16 protein-coding genes are annotated in these 16,053 nt (G+C 60.3%); 1 reads left to right on the top strand and 15 read right to left on the bottom strand.

All coding sequences use genetic code 11. The features are described from left to right. Nucleotides 1-139: 139 nt before the first annotated feature. The 8 genes from rpoS to BB029_RS07910 all read right to left on the bottom strand — a co-directional run bounded on the left by rpoS (nucleotide 140) and on the right by BB029_RS07910 (nucleotide 7,257). Nucleotides 140-1,144, bottom strand: a complete 1,005-nt coding sequence (gene rpoS / locus BB029_RS07945) for an RNA polymerase sigma factor RpoS (RefSeq protein WP_065938785.1) — start codon at nucleotides 1,142-1,144, stop codon at nucleotides 140-142. Nucleotides 1,145-1,249: 105 nt separating this feature from the next. Further along, nucleotides 1,250-2,086: a peptidoglycan DD-metalloendopeptidase family protein gene (locus BB029_RS07940; protein ID WP_065938784.1), complete on the bottom strand. Its 837-nt coding sequence runs from the start codon at nucleotides 2,084-2,086 to the stop codon at nucleotides 1,250-1,252. Between the two features lie 207 nt (nucleotides 2,087-2,293). After that, a complete protein-coding gene (locus BB029_RS07935) occupies nucleotides 2,294-2,929 on the bottom strand; it encodes a protein-L-isoaspartate(D-aspartate) O-methyltransferase (RefSeq protein ID WP_169899534.1) in 636 nt (211 codons plus the stop codon). Between the two features lie 41 nt (nucleotides 2,930-2,970). Further along, on the bottom strand, nucleotides 2,971-3,720 hold the full coding sequence (surE, locus tag BB029_RS07930; protein WP_027604459.1) for a 5'/3'-nucleotidase SurE: 750 nt from the start codon (nucleotides 3,718-3,720) through the stop codon (nucleotides 2,971-2,973). Beyond that, nucleotides 3,708-4,766 carry a tRNA pseudouridine(13) synthase TruD gene (truD, locus tag BB029_RS07925; RefSeq protein WP_027604460.1) on the bottom strand — a complete coding sequence of 353 codons (1,059 nt, stop codon included), beginning with the start codon at nucleotides 4,764-4,766 and terminating at the stop codon, nucleotides 3,708-3,710. The genes surE and truD overlap by 13 nt, the downstream gene beginning before the upstream one ends. Beyond that, nucleotides 4,763-5,236 (bottom strand): 2-C-methyl-D-erythritol 2,4-cyclodiphosphate synthase, encoded by a 474-nt coding sequence (ispF, locus tag BB029_RS07920; RefSeq protein WP_012722614.1) that lies wholly within the window; start codon nucleotides 5,234-5,236, stop codon nucleotides 4,763-4,765. Before ispF ends, truD begins: the two co-directional genes overlap by 4 nt. A gap of 54 nt (nucleotides 5,237-5,290) precedes the next feature. Next, nucleotides 5,291-6,142, bottom strand: coding sequence for an S-formylglutathione hydrolase (gene fghA, locus BB029_RS07915; protein WP_174556992.1), 852 nt, complete (start codon nucleotides 6,140-6,142; stop codon nucleotides 5,291-5,293). Between the two features lie 2 nt (nucleotides 6,143-6,144). After that, the gene (locus BB029_RS07910) at nucleotides 6,145-7,257 is read right to left on the bottom strand and encodes an S-(hydroxymethyl)glutathione dehydrogenase/class III alcohol dehydrogenase (RefSeq protein ID WP_065926449.1); all 1,113 of its coding nucleotides are present in this window, start codon (nucleotides 7,255-7,257) and stop codon (nucleotides 6,145-6,147) included. Between the two features lie 109 nt (nucleotides 7,258-7,366). Here BB029_RS07910 and BB029_RS07905 point away from each other — a divergent pair, with 109 nt between their 5' ends. Then, nucleotides 7,367-8,263, top strand: a complete 897-nt coding sequence (locus BB029_RS07905) for a LysR substrate-binding domain-containing protein (RefSeq protein ID WP_027604462.1) — start codon at nucleotides 7,367-7,369, stop codon at nucleotides 8,261-8,263. Here the strand turns inward: BB029_RS07905 and ispD are convergent, their stop codons facing one another. The 7 genes from ispD to BB029_RS07870 form a co-directional block, all read right to left on the bottom strand. After that, nucleotides 8,264-8,971: a 2-C-methyl-D-erythritol 4-phosphate cytidylyltransferase gene (gene ispD, locus BB029_RS07900; RefSeq protein ID WP_065938782.1), complete on the bottom strand. Its 708-nt coding sequence runs from the start codon at nucleotides 8,969-8,971 to the stop codon at nucleotides 8,264-8,266. Beyond that, on the bottom strand, nucleotides 8,968-9,246 hold the full coding sequence (gene ftsB / locus BB029_RS07895) for a cell division protein FtsB (RefSeq protein ID WP_003172294.1): 279 nt from the start codon (nucleotides 9,244-9,246) through the stop codon (nucleotides 8,968-8,970). Before ftsB ends, ispD begins: the two co-directional genes overlap by 4 nt. A 170-nt stretch (nucleotides 9,247-9,416) precedes the next feature. After that, entirely contained in the window at nucleotides 9,417-10,706 is a 1,290-nt protein-coding gene (gene eno, locus BB029_RS07890; RefSeq protein WP_027604464.1) for a phosphopyruvate hydratase, read from the bottom strand. Between the two features lie 157 nt (nucleotides 10,707-10,863). Continuing rightward, complete coding sequence (gene kdsA, locus BB029_RS07885) at nucleotides 10,864-11,709, bottom strand: 3-deoxy-8-phosphooctulonate synthase (protein WP_027604465.1); 846 nt, start codon at nucleotides 11,707-11,709, stop codon at nucleotides 10,864-10,866. Nucleotides 11,710-11,714: 5 nt separating this feature from the next. Next, nucleotides 11,715-13,346 carry a CTP synthase gene (locus BB029_RS07880; protein WP_065938781.1) on the bottom strand — a complete coding sequence of 544 codons (1,632 nt, stop codon included), beginning with the start codon at nucleotides 13,344-13,346 and terminating at the stop codon, nucleotides 11,715-11,717. Between the two features lie 274 nt (nucleotides 13,347-13,620). Next, on the bottom strand, nucleotides 13,621-14,940 hold the full coding sequence (gene tilS, locus BB029_RS07875) for a tRNA lysidine(34) synthetase TilS (RefSeq protein WP_065938780.1): 1,320 nt from the start codon (nucleotides 14,938-14,940) through the stop codon (nucleotides 13,621-13,623). 161 nt (nucleotides 14,941-15,101) lie between these two features. After that, nucleotides 15,102-16,049 carry an acetyl-CoA carboxylase carboxyltransferase subunit alpha gene (locus tag BB029_RS07870; RefSeq protein WP_065938779.1) on the bottom strand — a complete coding sequence of 316 codons (948 nt, stop codon included), beginning with the start codon at nucleotides 16,047-16,049 and terminating at the stop codon, nucleotides 15,102-15,104. Nucleotides 16,050-16,053 lie beyond the last annotated feature (4 nt).

Here is a 16,053-nt window from a genome sequence, read left to right as displayed (position 1 = left end):
TACATGAATAAATGTCGTGCGCAAAAAATGTGGGAGGGGGCTTGCCCCCGATGGCGGTTTAGCAGTCGATACTTGCATTGACTGACAGACCACTATCGGGGCAAGCCCCCTCCCACATTCAAGCACTCAAGCGGCGTCGTTATTGAAACAACGACTCACTCGACAAGCCATTCTTCTCCAGGATCTCGCGCAAGCGCTTGAGCCCTTCCACCTGGATCTGCCGCACCCGCTCACGGGTCAGGCCAATCTCCAGGCCTACGTCCTCCAGCGTGCTGCTCTCATGGCCACGCAGGCCGAAGCGGCGTATCACCACCTCACGCTGCTTGTCCGTGAGCTCCGACAGCCACTGGTCAATGCTTTGGGAAAGATCATCGTCCTGCAGCAACTCGCAGGGATCCGTAGGACGATCATCCGTCAGGGTGTCCAGCAGGGTTTTATCCGAATCCGGACCCAGCGAGACGTCGACCGAAGACACACGCTCGTTAAGACCCAGCATGCGCTTGACCTCTCCTACCGGTTTTTCCAGCAGGTTGGCGATTTCTTCGGGCGAGGGTTCATGATCGAGTTTTTGAGTGAGCTCACGTGCCGCCCGCAGGTAGACGTTGAGTTCCTTGACCACATGGATCGGCAACCGGATCGTGCGGGTCTGATTCATGATCGCCCGTTCGATGGTCTGGCGAATCCACCAGGTGGCATAGGTCGAGAAGCGGAAGCCCCGCTCAGGATCGAACTTCTCCACCGCCCGGATCAAGCCCAGGTTGCCCTCCTCGATCAGGTCCAACAAGGACAGCCCACGATTGACGTAGCGTCGGGCGATTTTCACCACCAGGCGCAGGTTGCTTTCAATCATGCGCTTGCGCCCAGCCGGATCACCCTTTTGCGACAAGCGCGCAAAATGGACTTCTTCTTCGGGAGTCAGCAGAGGGGAAAAGCCGATTTCATTGAGGTACAGCTGGGTTGCATCGAGCGCCCGCGTGTAATCAATGTATTTGTGTTGCTTTAACACGGTGGAGTTCTTGGATTTGGTGCGAACTGAAGGTACAGCAGGTCCCTCATTCGACATCGATTCCGTAGCGATGCCGGTCTCCATAAGGAGAACCTCATCGTCGATGTCAAACTCCGGCGCTTCTTTACTGAGAGCCATTGTTATAGTCCTTTGGTGAGTTCGACCTCAAGCTCAAGCGACGCCTTTATCCTTGGCAACGCTGGAGCCTGTTCCTTCTACGTGAGGAACAGGCTGTGCAACATATCAACGACGGGGTAGGAATTGCAGTGGATCTACAGGCTTCCCTTGACGGCGAATCTCAAAGTGCAGTTTCACCCGGTCTGTACCAGTTGATCCCATTTCGGCAATTGTCTGTCCGACTTTGACCTGCTGCCCCTCCCGAACCAACAGCCTACGGTTGTGGCCGTAAGCACTGACGTAGGTATCGCTGTGTTTGATGATGACCAGCTCGCCGTAGCCCCGCAAACCACTCCCGGCGTACACCACCGTCCCATCAGACGCAGCTAAAACAGGCTGTCCCAAATCCCCGGCAATATCAATGCCTTTATTCAAACTGCCGTTTGAAGAGAATTTTCCAATTAACACTCCATTTGAGGGCCATCCCCAACCGGTCGGCGCAGGCCCTGCGGGGGGCAACGGCGCGGGTGCCGGCTTGTTCGCAGCACTCGGCGAAGCGGTACCCGCAGGCCGCGTAATGATGGTGGTTTTGCTCGAAGACGACGGCGAAGATCCGGTGTTTGTCACAACTGCCGTAGGGGTAGAACCGGTGCGACCGTCAAAGCGAATCGTCTGACCCGGATGTATCGTGTAGGGCACAGGAATATTGTTACGGGCTGCGAGGGCCTTGTAGTCCCAGCCATAACGGAAGGCAATCGAGAACAAGGTGTCGCCCTTGCGCACGACATATTGCCCGGTGGTCACCGTCGGCTTTTGTGGTGCAGCGTTATTGCGGTCAACGACCCGTGCACCGCTGCTTGGCGAGCTGGAACACCCTACCAGAAGGGAACCAAAGACAAGGCCAAGCACCAGTCGCTGAAAACTTGTTTTACTCATACGCTGCGCAAGACCTGTGAGACTCACCCGCCGCTCCCTTTGTGGTGGCTGAACATGAATGCCTGTATCAGGCTTGAAATATGACGCAAGTATAACTGGGCATTGAAGTTTTACCGTCACGCGACTGAAACGAATCATTCAGCGCGTTGAATCGCCCCGCCCATCATGTTGACTTGATAGACCCCGCCGTAAGACACATCCTCACCAACAGAATTCACTGCCCGCGAAAAATGATCAGGCCAGTGGGCCATTGAGCAACGGCACAAAACGCACGGCGCCGAGTACATGCCGGGAAAAACCATCGTCTTCACGGACAATAAGCATCAATTGTTGCACTTCACCGGAACCCACCGGAATGACCAGCCGCCCTCCCGGGGCCAGTTGATCGAGCAGCGCCTGCGGCACATCCGTGGCCACGGCAGTGACGATAATCCCGTTGTAGGGCGCCAGCGCCGGCCAGCCTTCCCAACCATCGCCCCAGCGGAATACCACGTTGCGCAGGTTCAGCTCCACCAGGCGTTCCTTGGCGCGATCCTGCAGCACCTTGATGCGTTCCACCGAGAACACCCGCTCCACCAGTTGCGACAACACCGCCGTCTGGTAGCCGGAACCGGTGCCAATCTCCAGCACCTTGTCCAACGGCCCCGCCGCCAGCAGCAGCTCGCTCATGCGCGCAACCATATAAGGCTGGGAGATGGTCTGGTTATGGCCGATGGGCAATGCCGTGTCTTCGTAGGCACGATGGGCCAAGGCTTCATCGACAAAGAGGTGCCGAGGCGTACGCCGGATCACTTCCAACACCTGGGCGTTGGAAAGCCCCTCTTCGTACAGGCGCTGGATCAAACGCTCACGGGTGCGCTGGGAGGTCATCCCGATGCCCCGGCGCAGCAGGTCGTCTTGTTCACGAGCCATCAGCGCAGCCCCTCCAGCCAGCCATCGAGACTACTGAAGGCATCACTGAAGGTGCGATCAAGTTGCAACGGGGTAATCGACACATAGCCTTGCATCACCGCGTGAAAGTCCGTGCCTGGGCCACCGTCTTCGGCATCGCCCGCTGCCGCGATCCAGTAGCCTTCCTTGCCACGCGGGTCGACGACCTTCAACGGCGCTGCCGCGCGGGCGCGATGGCCCAGACGCGTAAGCTGGATACCGCGAATGTGGTCGAGGGGCAAATTGGGAATGTTGACGTTGAGCACCGTGCGCGGCGGCAGGTCCAGGGCGCCATGGGCCTCCACCAGCTTGCGCGCGAAATAGGCCGCGGTGGGCAGGTTGTCCAGTTGACGCGATGCCAACGAAAACGCAAACGAGGTGCGGCCGAGGAAGCGTCCTTCAAGCGCCGCCGCCACCGTGCCGGAATACAGCACGTCGTCGCCCAGGTTGGCGCCGAGGTTGATGCCTGACACCACCAGGTCCGGCTCCTGGTCCAACAAACTGTTGATCGCCAGGTGCACGCAGTCGGTGGGGGTGCCGTTCACACTGATAAAGCCATTGGCCAGAACCTGCGGGTGCAGCGGACGGTCGAGCGTCAGCGAACTGCTGGCGCCGCTCTTGTCCTGGTCGGGGGCAACCACCACGCACTCGGCGTAATCCTGCAGCGCAGCATAGAGCGCGGCAAGGCCGGGTGCGGTGGCACCATCATCGTTTGATATCAGAATACGCATGGGCTGTCCGTCTGCCCCACCGGCACCAGATCAACAAGCTCGCGCACCAAGACAGTGGCGAAGCATCCGGCCGGCAGGACGAATTCCAATTGCAGAATGTCAGGCCCGGGATAATGCCACGTCAACCCGCCAATGGGCAGTCGCAGAATGCGACGTTCCTGGCTCATGCCGGCACTCACCAGCCAATCACGCAGGTCGGCTTCACCGGCGGCAACCGCCTGCTCCAACTCAAACGTGGCGCCTGTCGCCGGAGAATCACCCTCGCCCCACTGCGGGCCGGTGGGGTGCAGGTCCAGGATAGCCAGGCGCGGGTCGCTGCACTCTGCCTCCCCCGCCGGAAAAAAGCTGCGGCTGTCGGTAAACGCCAGCAGATCACCCACTTGCGCGCGCTGCCAGGAACCGTCGGCGACACGTGCCGCCAACACTTTGTTGAAGAGGAAGCTACGCGCGGTGGACAACAACCGCGAACGCACATTGCGCTGCTCCGGCAAGGCCTTGCGCGCGGCCCATTCGCGGGCGTCGACGACATTGCCACCGTTGTGGCCAAAGCGCTGGGTGCCGAAATAGTTGGGGATGCCGTACTGGGCAATCAATTGCAGTCGCGCGTCGATGGCGGCGGTATCACCGGCCAATTGGGTCAGGCGCAAGGTAAAGCCGTTGGCCGAATGCGCGCCGCGCTGCAGCTTGCGCTTGTGGCGGGCGGTTTTCAGGATCCTGAGGGTGTCGTTTTCCGCACCGCTCATGTCCGGATCGGCCTTGCCCGGCAATTGAACGCTGAACCACTGGCGGGTCAACGCCTGACGGTCCTTGAGCCCGGCATAGCTGACAGTGCGCAACGGCACGCCAGCCGCCTTGGCGATACGCCGCGCGGCTTCCTCAGTATTGAGCCCGCGCTTCTCAACCCACAACCACAGGTGCTCGCCTTCGCCGCTGAGCGGAATATCGAGCACTTCGTCGACCTGGAAATCTTCAGCCGTGGCTTTCAGGACCGCGCTGCCCAGGGCCTCGCCATAGGCACGCGGGCCCAGCAGTTGCAGGTCGTTCATGCGCGCAGCAACAAGGCGACGGAGTGCACCGCGATGCCCTCTTCACGACCGGTGAACCCGAGCTTTTCGGTGGTGGTGGCTTTCACGTTGACTTGATCCAATTCAATTTGCAGGTCTGCGGCAATCAGTGCGCGCATGGATTCGATATGCGGGGCCATTTTCGGCGCCTGGGCCACGATGGTGTTATCGACATTGCCGACCTTCCAGCCCTTGGCATGGATCAGGCCGACCACATGGCGCAGCAGGACACGGCTGTCCGCGCCCTTGAAGGTGGGATCGGTATCCGGAAAGTGCTTGCCGATATCGCCCAGCGCCGCCGCGCCGAGCAAGGCATCGCTCAAGGCATGCAGGACAACGTCGCCGTCGGAATGAGCCAGCAACCCATGGTGGTGTGCAATGCGCACGCCGCCCAGGGTGATGAAATCGCCTTCAGCGAAACGGTGCACATCGTAGCCGTGGCCAATACGCATAAAAAAACGCCCCGATTTAATTCAGGGCGTGATTCTACCTACTTTTGCCTCACATTAACCGAGCAAAGCACGACCATGATGTCGCAAATGGTCTTCGATGAAGCTGGCGATAAAGAAGTAGCTGTGGTCGTAGCCGGGCTGCAGGCGCAGTTCCAGTGGATGGCTGGCCGCCTTGGCCGCTTGCTGCAAGGCTTCGGGCTTGAGCTGCACGGCAAGGAAATCGTCGCGGTCGCCCTGGTCCACCAGCAACGGCAGCTTTTCCGAGGCTTCGCCGATCAGCACACAGGCATCCCATTCACGCCATTTGGCGCGCTCTTCACCCAGGTAACGGGAGAAGGCTTTCTGGCCCCACGGACAATCCATCGGATTATTGATCGGCGAAAACGCCGACACCGACAGGTAGCGCCCGGGGTTACGCAAGGCACACACCAACGCACCGTGGCCGCCCATGGAGTGGCCGCTGATACCGCGTTTGTCCGAAGCCGGGAAATGCGCCTCGACCAATGCCGGCAACTCCTGCACCACGTAGTCATGCATCCGATAGTGCTTGGCCCACGGTTCCTGCGTGGCATTCAGGTAAAACCCTGCGCCCAGGCCGAAATCCCAGGCATTGTCCGGGTCGCCCGGTACACCTGGCCCACGCGGGCTGGTGTCCGGCGCCACGATGATCAACCCCAGTTCCGCCGCCATGCGCTGGGCACCGGCTTTCTGCATGAAGTTCTCATCGGTGCAGGTCAGGCCAGACAGCCAGTACAGCACCGGCAACTTGCCGCCCTGCTCCGCTTGCGGCGGCAGGTAGACGGCGAAGGTCATGTCGCAGCCGAGCACATCGGAGTGATGCTTGTAGCGTTTATGCCAGCCGCCGAAGCTCTTCTGGCACGACAGGTTTTCCAGGCTCATGGGCAACCTCAGAAGTGAATGACGGTACGAATGCTCTTGCCTTCATGCATCAGGTCAAACGCTTTGTTGATGTCTTCCAGGCCCATGGTGTGGGTGATGAACGTGTCCAGCGGAATCTCGCCGGTCTGGGCCATTTCCACGTAGCTTGGCAACTCGGTACGGCCGCGTACGCCACCGAACGCCGAGCCACGCCAGACACGACCGGTCACCAGCTGGAATGGGCGGGTGGAGATTTCCTGGCCGGCACCGGCAACGCCGATGATCACCGACTCGCCCCACCCCTTGTGGCAACACTCGAGCGCGGCACGCATCAGTTGCACGTTGCCGATGCACTCGAAGGAAAAGTCCACGCCGCCATCAGTCAAATCGACAATCACGTCCTGGATCGGGCGGTCATAGTCTTTCGGGTTGATGCAGTCGGTGGCGCCCAGTTGCTTGGCGATCTCGAACTTGGCCGGGTTGATGTCAATCGCAATGATACGGCCGGCCTTAGCCTTGACCGCACCGATCACGGCCGACAGGCCGATACCGCCGAGACCGAAGATGGCCACGGTGTCGCCCGGCTTGACCTTGGCGGTGTTGAGCACCGCACCGATGCCGGTGGTGACGCCACAGCCGAGCAGGCAGACCTTCTCCAGCGGCGCTTCTTTGGGAATCTTGGCGACGGAAATTTCCGGCAGCACGGTGTACTCGGAGAACGTCGAGGTGCCCATGTAGTGGAAAATCGGCTGACCCTTGTAGGAAAAACGCGTGGTGCCATCCGGCATCAGGCCTTTGCCCTGGGTGGAACGAATGGCCTGGCACAGGTTGGTCTTACCCGAGAGGCAGAACTTGCACTTGCCGCATTCCGGGGTGTACAGCGGGATCACATGGTCGCCCACCGCCACCGAAGTCACGCCCTCGCCGATGGCTTCGACCACCGCACCGCCTTCATGGCCAAGGATGGAGGGGAAGATGCCTTCCGGGTCAGCGCCGGACAGGGTGTAGGCGTCGGTATGACAAACCCCGGAGGCGACCACACGCAACAGCACTTCGCCCGCCTTGGGCATGGCCACGTCGACTTCCACGATCTCGAGGGGTTTCTTGGCTTCAAAGGCAACGGCAGCGCGGGACTTGATCATCCGGGTTTCTCCATCGGGTTAAAAACTGAGGCGGTGAGTGTAAAACATGGCTCGTTGATTAATAATCCAGGCGAAAGCAAAACTTTATTGCCGTACAGGGATAATCAACGTGCTGGAAAACCGTTGGGAAGGCATCGATGAATTTGTCGCCGTCGCCGAATGCAGCCAATTCACGGCAGCCGCCGAGCGGCTGGGTGTGTCTTCGTCCCACATCAGCCGCCAGGTGGCACGCCTGGAAGAGCGCCTGCAAACGCGGTTGCTGTATCGCAGTACGCGTAAGGTGACCCTGACCGAAGCAGGTCAGACATTTTTGCAACATTGCCAACGCCTGCAGGACGGCCGCGAAGAAGCCCTGCGCGCCGTGGGCGACCTCACCAGCGAACCGAAAGGCATGTTGCGCATGACCTGCGCGGTGGCCTATGGCGAGCGTTTCATCGTGCCGCTGGTGACGCGGTTCATGGGCCTGTACCCGCAATTGCGGGTGGATATCGAATTGAGCAACCGCCAACTGGACCTGGTGCACGAAGGCCTTGACCTGGCGATTCGCCTGGGACGCTTGCAGGATTCGCGCATGGTTGCCAGCCGCCTCGCACCTCGGCGTATGTACCTGTGCGCGTCGCCGTCCTACCTGGCCCGATATGGACGGCCCCATAGCTTGTCGGAATTGAGTCGACATAACTGCCTGATCGGCAGCTCGGATATTTGGCAGCTGGCCCAGGACGGGCGCGAATTTTCCCAACGGGTACAGGGAAACTGGCGCTGCAACAGTGGGCAAGCGGTGCTGGATGCGGCGCTGCAAGGGGTGGGGCTGTGCCAACTGCCGGACTATTACGTGCTGGAGCATCTGCACAGCGGCGCGCTGGTGTCGCTGCTGGAGGCGCATCAGCCGCCGAATACGGCGGTGTGGGCGCTGTATCCGCAGCAGCGACATTTGTCGCCAAAGGTCAGGAAGTTGGTGGATTTCTTGAAAGAGGGCTTGGCCGAACGGCCGGAGTACAGCGGTTGATTAACGACGATTCGCCCACCGCAACCGCAGCCACTCCAGGTCTTCCGGCCGGGTCACCTTGATATTGTCCGAGCGCCCTTCGATCAAGCGCGGCGCCTGCCCGGACCATTCCATGGCCGAGGCTTCATCAGTGATCACCGCATCGGCCACCAGGCTGTCAGCCAATGCGCGGTGCAAGGCACCGAGGCGGAACATCTGCGGCGTATAGGCTTGCCAGATCAAGCTGCGGTCGACGGTTTCCACCACCCGCCCCTGCTTGTCGACGCGCTTGAGGGTATCGCGGGCCGGCACCGCCAGCAGGCCGCCCACCGGATCGTCCGCTAATTCGGCCAGCAACTTGTCGAGATCATCACGGCTCAAATTAGGCCGCGCCGCATCATGCACCAACACCCAATCGTCATCGCCGGCGCCCAGGGCATTGAGTTGCAACAGTGCATTGAGCACCGAACCCGAGCGCTCCGAACCACCGTCCGCACGTTGGATACGCGGGTCAGCGGCACACGCCAGGTCGGGCCAATACGGATCATCAGCAGCAAGACTGACCACCAACCCCTTGAGGCTGGGATGGTCGAGAAAACAGCCAAGGCTGTGTTCGAGAATAGTGCGCCCGCCCAATTGCAAGTATTGCTTGGGACGGTCCGCGGCCATACGGGCACCGACGCCCGCGGCAGGTATCACGGCCCAGAAGGCCGGCAAACGGTAACTCATTGGGCCAACTGGTAGAGGGTTTCACCCTCCTTGACCATGCCCAACTCATGACGGGCCCGCTCTTCAACGGTCTCGGTACCCTTTTTCAGCTCAAGCACTTCGGCATCGAGGACGCGGTTGCGCTCCAGCAGGCGTTCGTTCTCGGCGTGCTGGTCGGCAATTTGCTGGGTCAGGTCTTTTACCTGCGCAAAGCTGCCATTACCTACCCATAGGCGGTACTGCAGGCCAGCCAGCAACAAGAGCAAGACGAGGAACAACCAATTGGGACTGCGCATCGAATATCGGGTATCCAGTGGAAAAACACGCCATGCAAAACTTTTACAGCAACTGATAGCACGAAGCCTGGAAGAACCAGGCTTGTGCTTGATAGCCATCAGATTAGCGTCGAAACTCGCACCTTCGTGATCTTTCCGACGCAATCCACCGACTTTTTACCACTTACCGATCAGCCGCGAAACTCGCCGCGACCGTTGTACTTGGCTTTGCCGGCCAGTTGCTCTTCGATACGCAGCAATTGGTTGTACTTGGACACGCGGTCGGAACGGCACAGGGAGCCGGTCTTGATCTGGCCCGCCGAAGTGCCCACGGCCAGGTCGGCGATGGTCGAATCTTCGGTTTCGCCGGAGCGGTGCGAGATCACGGCGGTGTAGCCCGCAGCCTTGGCCATCTGGATGGCTTCCAGGGTTTCGGTCAGGGTGCCGATCTGGTTGAACTTGATCAGGATCGAGTTGGCGATCTTTTTGTCGATGCCTTCTTTCAGGATCTTGGTGTTGGTCACGAACAGGTCGTCACCCACCAGCTGGACTTTTTCGCCGATCTTGTCGGTGAGGATCTTCCAGCCATCCCAGTCGGACTCGTCCAGGCCATCTTCGATCGAGATGATCGGATAGCGCTGGGTCAGGCCCTTGAGGTAATCGGCAAAGCCTTCGGAGTTGAACACCTGGCCTTCGCCGGACAGGTTGTATTTGCCATCTTCGTAGAACTCGCTGGCGGCGCAGTCCAGGGCCAGGGTCACGTCGGTGCCCAGTGTGTAGCCGGCGTTGGCCACAGCTTCGGAGATCACTTTCAGCGCATCTTCGTTGGACGCCAGGTTCGGTGCGAAACCACCTTCGTCACCCACGGCAGTGCTCAGGCCACGGGCTTTCAGCACGGCTTTGAGGTGATGGAAAATCTCGGTGCCCATGCGCAGGCCTTCGGAGAAGGTCTTGGCGCCGACCGGCTGCACCATGAATTCCTGGATGTCGACGTTGTTATCAGCATGCTCGCCACCGTTGATGATGTTCATCATCGGAACCGGCATCGAGTAGACACCCGGCGTACCGTTCAGGTTGGCGATGTGGGCGTACAGCGGCAGGTCCTGGTCCTGGGCGGCCGCCTTGGCAGCAGCCAGGGACACGGCGAGGATGGCGTTGGCGCCGAGGCTGCCTTTGTTTTCAGTGCCGTCGAGCTTGATCATCGCGTGGTCCAGGGCTTTCTGGTCCAGCGGGTCCTTGCCCAGCAGCAGGTCACGGATCGGGCCGTTGATGTTGGCTACAGCCTTGAGGACACCCTTGCCCAGGTAACGGCTCTTGTCGCCATCACGCAGTTCCAGCGCTTCGCGCGAACCTGTGGAAGCACCGGACGGCGCGCAGGCGCTGCCGATGATGCCGTTATCGAGAAGCACGTCGGCTTCGACGGTGGGGTTGCCACGGGAGTCGAGAACTTCACGACCTTTGATGTCGACGATTTTTGCCATTGTTGTAAACACTCCAAAGTTGACGAAAACGACGCAGCTGAAGGAAATCTTTTGACCGACCGCAAGGGTGGAACAACGGGGCAGGCTTGCAGGCGACAAGGCTCAGGCCCGTAGGCCTGAGCGTAAAGCGTGGGAAAGTCTACCGGAGAATCAACGCTTACGCGGTCTCTACCGTCGGAAAACTCTTGACCAGTTCGTCCAACTGCTTGAGCTGGGCCAGGAATGGCTCCAGCTTGTCCAGGCGCAGGGCGCATGGGCCGTCGCATTTGGCGTTGTCCGGGTCCGGGTGGGCTTCGAGGAACAGGCCCGCCAGAGACTGGCTGATGCCGGCCTTGGCCAGGTCCAGTACCTGGGCACGGCGCCCACCGGCGGAATCGGCGCGACCACCGGGCATTTGCAGCGCGTGGGTCACGTCGAAGAACACCGGGTATTCGAACTGCTTCATGATGCCGAAACCGAGCATGTCCACCACGAGGTTGTTGTAGCCGAAGCTTGAACCGCGCTCGCAGAGGATCAACTGGTCGTTACCCGCTTCCACGCACTTGTTCAGGATGTGTTTCATCTCCTGGGGCGCGAGGAACTGGGCTTTCTTGATATTGATCACAGCGCCGGTCCTGGCCATCGCGACCACGAGGTCGGTCTGGCGCGACAGGAAGGCCGGCAACTGGATGATGTCGCACACCTCGGCAACCACGGCAGCCTGTTCAGGCTCGTGGACGTCGGTGATGATCGGCACGCCGAAGGCTTGCTTGATGTCCTGGAAGATCCGCATGCCTTCTTCAAGGCCCGGGCCGCGGTAGGAGGTCACGGACGAACGGTTGGCCTTGTCGAAGCTGGCCTTGAACACGTAGGGGATACCCAGTTTCTCGGTAACCTTGACGTACTCTTCACAGACCTGCATCGCCATGTCACGGCTTTCCAGCACGTTCATGCCGCCGAACAGCACCATGGGCTTGTCGTTGGCAATCTCGATGTCGCCTACGCGAATGATCTTCTGGGCCATCAGGTTTACGCCTTCTTCTGGTGTTGCGTCAGTGCAGCCTTGACGAAACCGCTGAACAACGGGTGACCGTCGCGCGGAGTCGAGGTGAACTCAGGGTGGAACTGGCAAGCGACGAACCATGGATGATCCGGGGCCTCGACCACTTCAACCAGCGCGCCATCACCGGAGCGACCGGAGATTTTCAGGCCAGCCTCTTTGATCTGCGGCAGCAGGTTGTTGTTCACTTCGTAGCGGTGACGGTGACGCTCGACGATCACGTCCTTGCCGTAGCAGTCGTGAACCAGAGAACCCGGCTCCAGCAGGCAATCTTGCGCGCCAAGGCGCATGGTGCCGCCCAGGTCGGAGCTTTCGGTACGGATTTCGACGGCGCCGGTGGCGTCTTCCCATTCGGTGATCAGGCCCACGACCGGGTGGCCGCTCTTGCTGTCGAACTCGGTGGAGTTGGCGTCTTTCCAGCCCATCACGTTACGGGCGAACTCGATAACGGCCACTTGCATGCCCAGGCAGATGCCCAGGTACGGCACCTTGTTCTCGCGGGCGTACTGCACGGCAGTGATCTTGCCTTCCACGCCACGCAGGCCGAAACCGCCTGGAACGAGGATCGCATCGACACCTTCGAGCAGCGCGGTGCCCTGGTTCTCGATGTCTTCGGAATCGATGTAGCGCAGGTTGACCTTGGTACGGTTGCTGATGCCCGCGTGGCTCATCGCTTCGATCAGCGACTTGTACGCATCCAGCAGTTCCATGTACTTGCCGACCATGGCGATGGTGACTTCGTGCTCAGGGTTGAGCTTGGCGTCAACCACGGCTTCCCACTCGGACAGGTCCGCGCCGTTGCACTGCAGGCCGAAACGCTCGACCACAAAATCATCCAGGCCTTGCGAATGCAGGATGCCCGGGATCTTGTAGATGGTGTCGGCGTCTTCCAGGGCGATCACCGCACGTTCTTCAACGTTGGTGAACTGCGCGATCTTGCGACGCGAGGAAATATCGATCGGATGGTCGGAGCGGCATACCAGCACGTCCGGCTGCAGGCCGATGGAACGCAGTTCCTTGACCGAGTGCTGGGTAGGCTTGGTTTTGGTTTCGCCGGCGGTGGCGATGTACGGCACCAACGTGAGGTGCATCAGCATCGCGCGCTTGGCGCCGACTTCGAAACGCAGCTGGCGGATGGCTTCGAGGAACGGCTGGGATTCGATGTCACCCACGGTGCCACCGATCTCGACCATCGCCACGTCGGCATCGCCTGCACCCTTGATGATGCGGCGCTTGATCTCGTCGGTGATGTGCGGGATCACCTGGATGGTTGCACCCAGGTAGTCACCACGGCGCTCTTTGCGCAGCACGTGCTCGTAGACACGGCCGGTGGTGAAGTTGTTGTTCTGGGTCATGGTCGTGCGGATGAACCGCTCGTAGTGGCCCAGGTCCAGGTCGGTCTCGGCGCCGTCGTGTGTGACGAACACTTCACCGTGCTGGAACGGGCTCATGGTGCCCGGGTCGACGTTGATGTACGGGTCCAGCTTGAGCATGGTGACTTTAAGCCCCCGCGCCTCCAGGATGGCCGCCAATGAAGCGGAGGCAATGCCTTTCCCCAATGAAGAAACAACACCGCCCGTGACGAATATGTAGCGCGTCATGAAAAACCCTAGAAGTCTGCGTTAAAGCGGTCCGAGCCGCCGGGGAAAGCGAAGAGAGGCCGAAGCCCCCGATCACCTGCATTAATCACAGTGCACCTTTCAAAAAAACCGCCGCGTTGTGACAGACCAGCAGTGAAACTGCCGGTACGTTGATCGCTACACATTTTTTGGAATCGCCCAGCAAAGACTGCTTGGTAATCGGCAACTGCTGCGATTCAGGCGAATCCACAGAAGTTGTATCAAGAAGGGAGCGTAGTCTACCGGAAAGGCGCTATCAGCTCAAACCTTGATCGCAGGTCTCTGGCATCCAATGTAATTGCCAAGCTTCACTCGGTGCGGCCCAGAGTCCAGTGAGGAGGGGCACGCCGAGCAATTGCTCGCCCTGATACAGCAGCGGCAATCTGCCACGGACGAAGCCCGGCACACCATGCTCATTAAGCAAGCGCTTCAAGTCACGCCGGCCTCGGCCTGGTAGTTCAAGCATTTCACCGCCCTGGCGATAACGGACCTCCAGCGGGCCTTCGGGCACCTTGCCGCTCATTTCCAGCAGGCCATTGCCGGGTAACTCTAGTGGGTTTTGCGGATCAGGCCAGCTCACCGATGCGTGGGAAAACTCCGACCAGCCGCGAGGCAACCACCAGATGCGTGCGCCGCAACGCTGCAAATCCCCATCAGCCAGACGCCATAAGGGCTGTGCGTCGCCCTTGGCGTCGCGCAGGGAATACCAGCCAGCCCAATGATCGCTGTCGGGTAAACGGGTCAGCGGCGCCAGCCAATGGCGCAGGACATTGCGCTGACGGGCATCGGAAAGTTCGCGCAGCGGACCAAGGTCCAATGATGGCACCGCCAGCCAAGGAAACCGCGAAGGCTGATCAGCGGCTTGCAGGTCCATGCAGGCCAATTCACCCAGCAGCGCCTGGGCTTCACCGAGGTGGTCGGCAGTCCGGGCCAGGCTGGAGACCGCTTGGGGCCAACGCGCCGTCAGCGTCGGGATCACGCGGTGACGCAGGTAATTACGGGAGAAACGTGGATCGGTGTTGGAAGGATCTTCAATCCACTTGAGTTGATGCTCATCGGCGTAGGCTTCCAGCTCGGCGCGCGAGACCTCCAGCAACGGCCGCACCAGGAAACCACCTGCCAACGGGCGATGCGCAGGCATTGCGGCAAGCCCTCGCACCCCGGCACCGCGCAGCAGGCGGAATAGCAGCGTTTCGGCTTGATCATCAAGATGTTGGCCGGTGAGCACTGCTTCCCCCACCCTGGCCACTTCGGTAAACGCCTGGTAACGCGCCTCACGGGCGGCACGCTCAAGGCTGGCGCCGGGCTGCACGTGCACGTGCATAACCCGCAAGGGTACGCCCAGGCTGTCGCACACCGACTGGCAATGGCTTGGCCAAGCGTCGGCAACAGCCTGCAGACCATGGTGGACATGGACAGCGCTGAGGGGCGGTAATGTTTCGGATTTTGCCAGGATGACCAGGAGATGCAGAAGGACAGTGGAATCAAGCCCACCCGAGAAAGCGATATGCCAGGCCGGGGCGTTGCGCCAGGGGGACAGGGCTTGCAGGAGCTTGGCGGGCAAGGTTGGTTTCATCAAACGTTACCGCCGCAAATCAGGAATACGTAGACCAAGCATACACAAAGCAAATGTGGGAGGGGGCTTGCTCCCGATAGCGGTGGGTCAGTCACAAGATGTGGTGACTGAGACCCTGCAATCGGGGGCAAGCCCCCTCCCACATAAATTACGGCGTCGGCTTACAGACCGTAGCTCATCAGGCGCTCGTAGCGACGGGCCAGCAGCGCTTCGTTATCCAGCTTCTTGAGCATCGCCAGTTGCGAACCCAGCTCGGCACGGATAGTGGCAGCAGCGGCGACCGGGTCGCGGTGGGCGCCGCCCAATGGCTCGGCGATCACTTTGTCGACGATACCCAGGCCCTTGAGGCGATCGGCAGTGATGCCCATGGCTTCGGCAGCGTCCGGCGCCTTTTCTGCGGTTTTCCACAGGATCGAGGCGCAACCTTCCGGCGAGATCACCGCGTAGGTCGAATATTGCAGCATGTTCAGCTGATCGCAGACGCCAATGGCCAGTGCACCGCCGGAGCCACCTTCACCAATCACGGTGGCGATGATCGGGGTTTTCAGGCGGGCCATCACCCGCAGGTTCCAGGCAATCGCTTCGCTCTGGTTGCGCTCTTCGGCATCGATACCCGGGTAAGCACCCGGGGTGTCGATAAAGGTCAGGATCGGCATCTTGAAGCGCTCGGCCATTTCCATCAGGCGGCACGCCTTGCGGTAACCTTCCGGACGCGGCATGCCGAAGTTGCGGCGTACTTTCTCGCGCACTTCACGGCCTTTCTGGTGACCGATGACCATGACCGGCTGGTCGTCCAGGCGAGCGATACCGCCCACGATGGCCGCGTCGTCGGAGAAATGGCGGTCGCCGTGCAGCTCGTCGAACTCGGTGAAGATGTGCTGAATGTAGTCCAGGGTATACGGACGGCGCGGGTGGCGGGCCAGGCGCGCGATCTGCCAGCTGGTCAGCTTGCCGAAGATGTCTTCGGTGAGCGTGCTGCTCTTGTCTTGCAGGCGAGCGATCTCATCGCCGATATTCAGCGAATTGTCATTGCCGACCAGGCGCAGCTCTTCGATCTTGGCTTGCAGGTCAGCGATCGGCTGTTCGAAATCAAGAAAATTCGGGTTCATAAGC

The organism is Pseudomonas sp. S3E12 (assembly GCF_001702295.1).
GTDB lineage: Bacteria > Pseudomonadota > Gammaproteobacteria > Pseudomonadales > Pseudomonadaceae > Aquipseudomonas > Aquipseudomonas marginalis.
Note: the sequence above shows the minus strand (reverse complement) of the source record. Positions and strands in the feature narration are given on the sequence as shown.

Excerpts from the sequence above, each read along its gene's own strand:
- BB029_RS07880 (WP_065938781.1), bottom strand. The coding sequence starts at position 13,346 with ATGACGCGCTACATATTCGTCACGGGCGGTGTTGTTTCTTCATTGGGG.
- eno (WP_027604464.1), bottom strand. The coding sequence starts at position 10,706 with ATGGCAAAAATCGTCGACATCAAAGGTCGTGAAGTTCTCGACTCCCGT.
- ftsB (WP_003172294.1), bottom strand. The coding sequence starts at position 9,246 with ATGCGCAGTCCCAATTGGTTGTTCCTCGTCTTGCTCTTGTTGCTGGCT.
- kdsA (WP_027604465.1), bottom strand. The coding sequence starts at position 11,709 with ATGGCCCAGAAGATCATTCGCGTAGGCGACATCGAGATTGCCAACGAC.
- BB029_RS07935 (WP_169899534.1), bottom strand. The coding sequence starts at position 2,929 with ATGACCTCCCAGCGCACCCGTGAGCGTTTGATCCAGCGCCTGTACGAA.
- ispF (WP_012722614.1), bottom strand. The coding sequence starts at position 5,236 with ATGCGTATTGGCCACGGCTACGATGTGCACCGTTTCGCTGAAGGCGAT.
- truD (WP_027604460.1), bottom strand. The coding sequence starts at position 4,766 with ATGAACGACCTGCAACTGCTGGGCCCGCGTGCCTATGGCGAGGCCCTG.
- BB029_RS07870 (WP_065938779.1), bottom strand. The coding sequence starts at position 16,049 with ATGAACCCGAATTTTCTTGATTTCGAACAGCCGATCGCTGACCTGCAA.
- BB029_RS07910 (WP_065926449.1), bottom strand. The coding sequence starts at position 7,257 with ATGATCAAGTCCCGCGCTGCCGTTGCCTTTGAAGCCAAGAAACCCCTC.
- ispD (WP_065938782.1), bottom strand. The coding sequence starts at position 8,971 with ATGAGTTACCGTTTGCCGGCCTTCTGGGCCGTGATACCTGCCGCGGGC.
- tilS (WP_065938780.1), bottom strand. The coding sequence starts at position 14,940 with ATGAAACCAACCTTGCCCGCCAAGCTCCTGCAAGCCCTGTCCCCCTGG.
- rpoS (WP_065938785.1), bottom strand. The coding sequence starts at position 1,144 with ATGGCTCTCAGTAAAGAAGCGCCGGAGTTTGACATCGACGATGAGGTT.
- surE (WP_027604459.1), bottom strand. The coding sequence starts at position 3,720 with ATGCGTATTCTGATATCAAACGATGATGGTGCCACCGCACCCGGCCTT.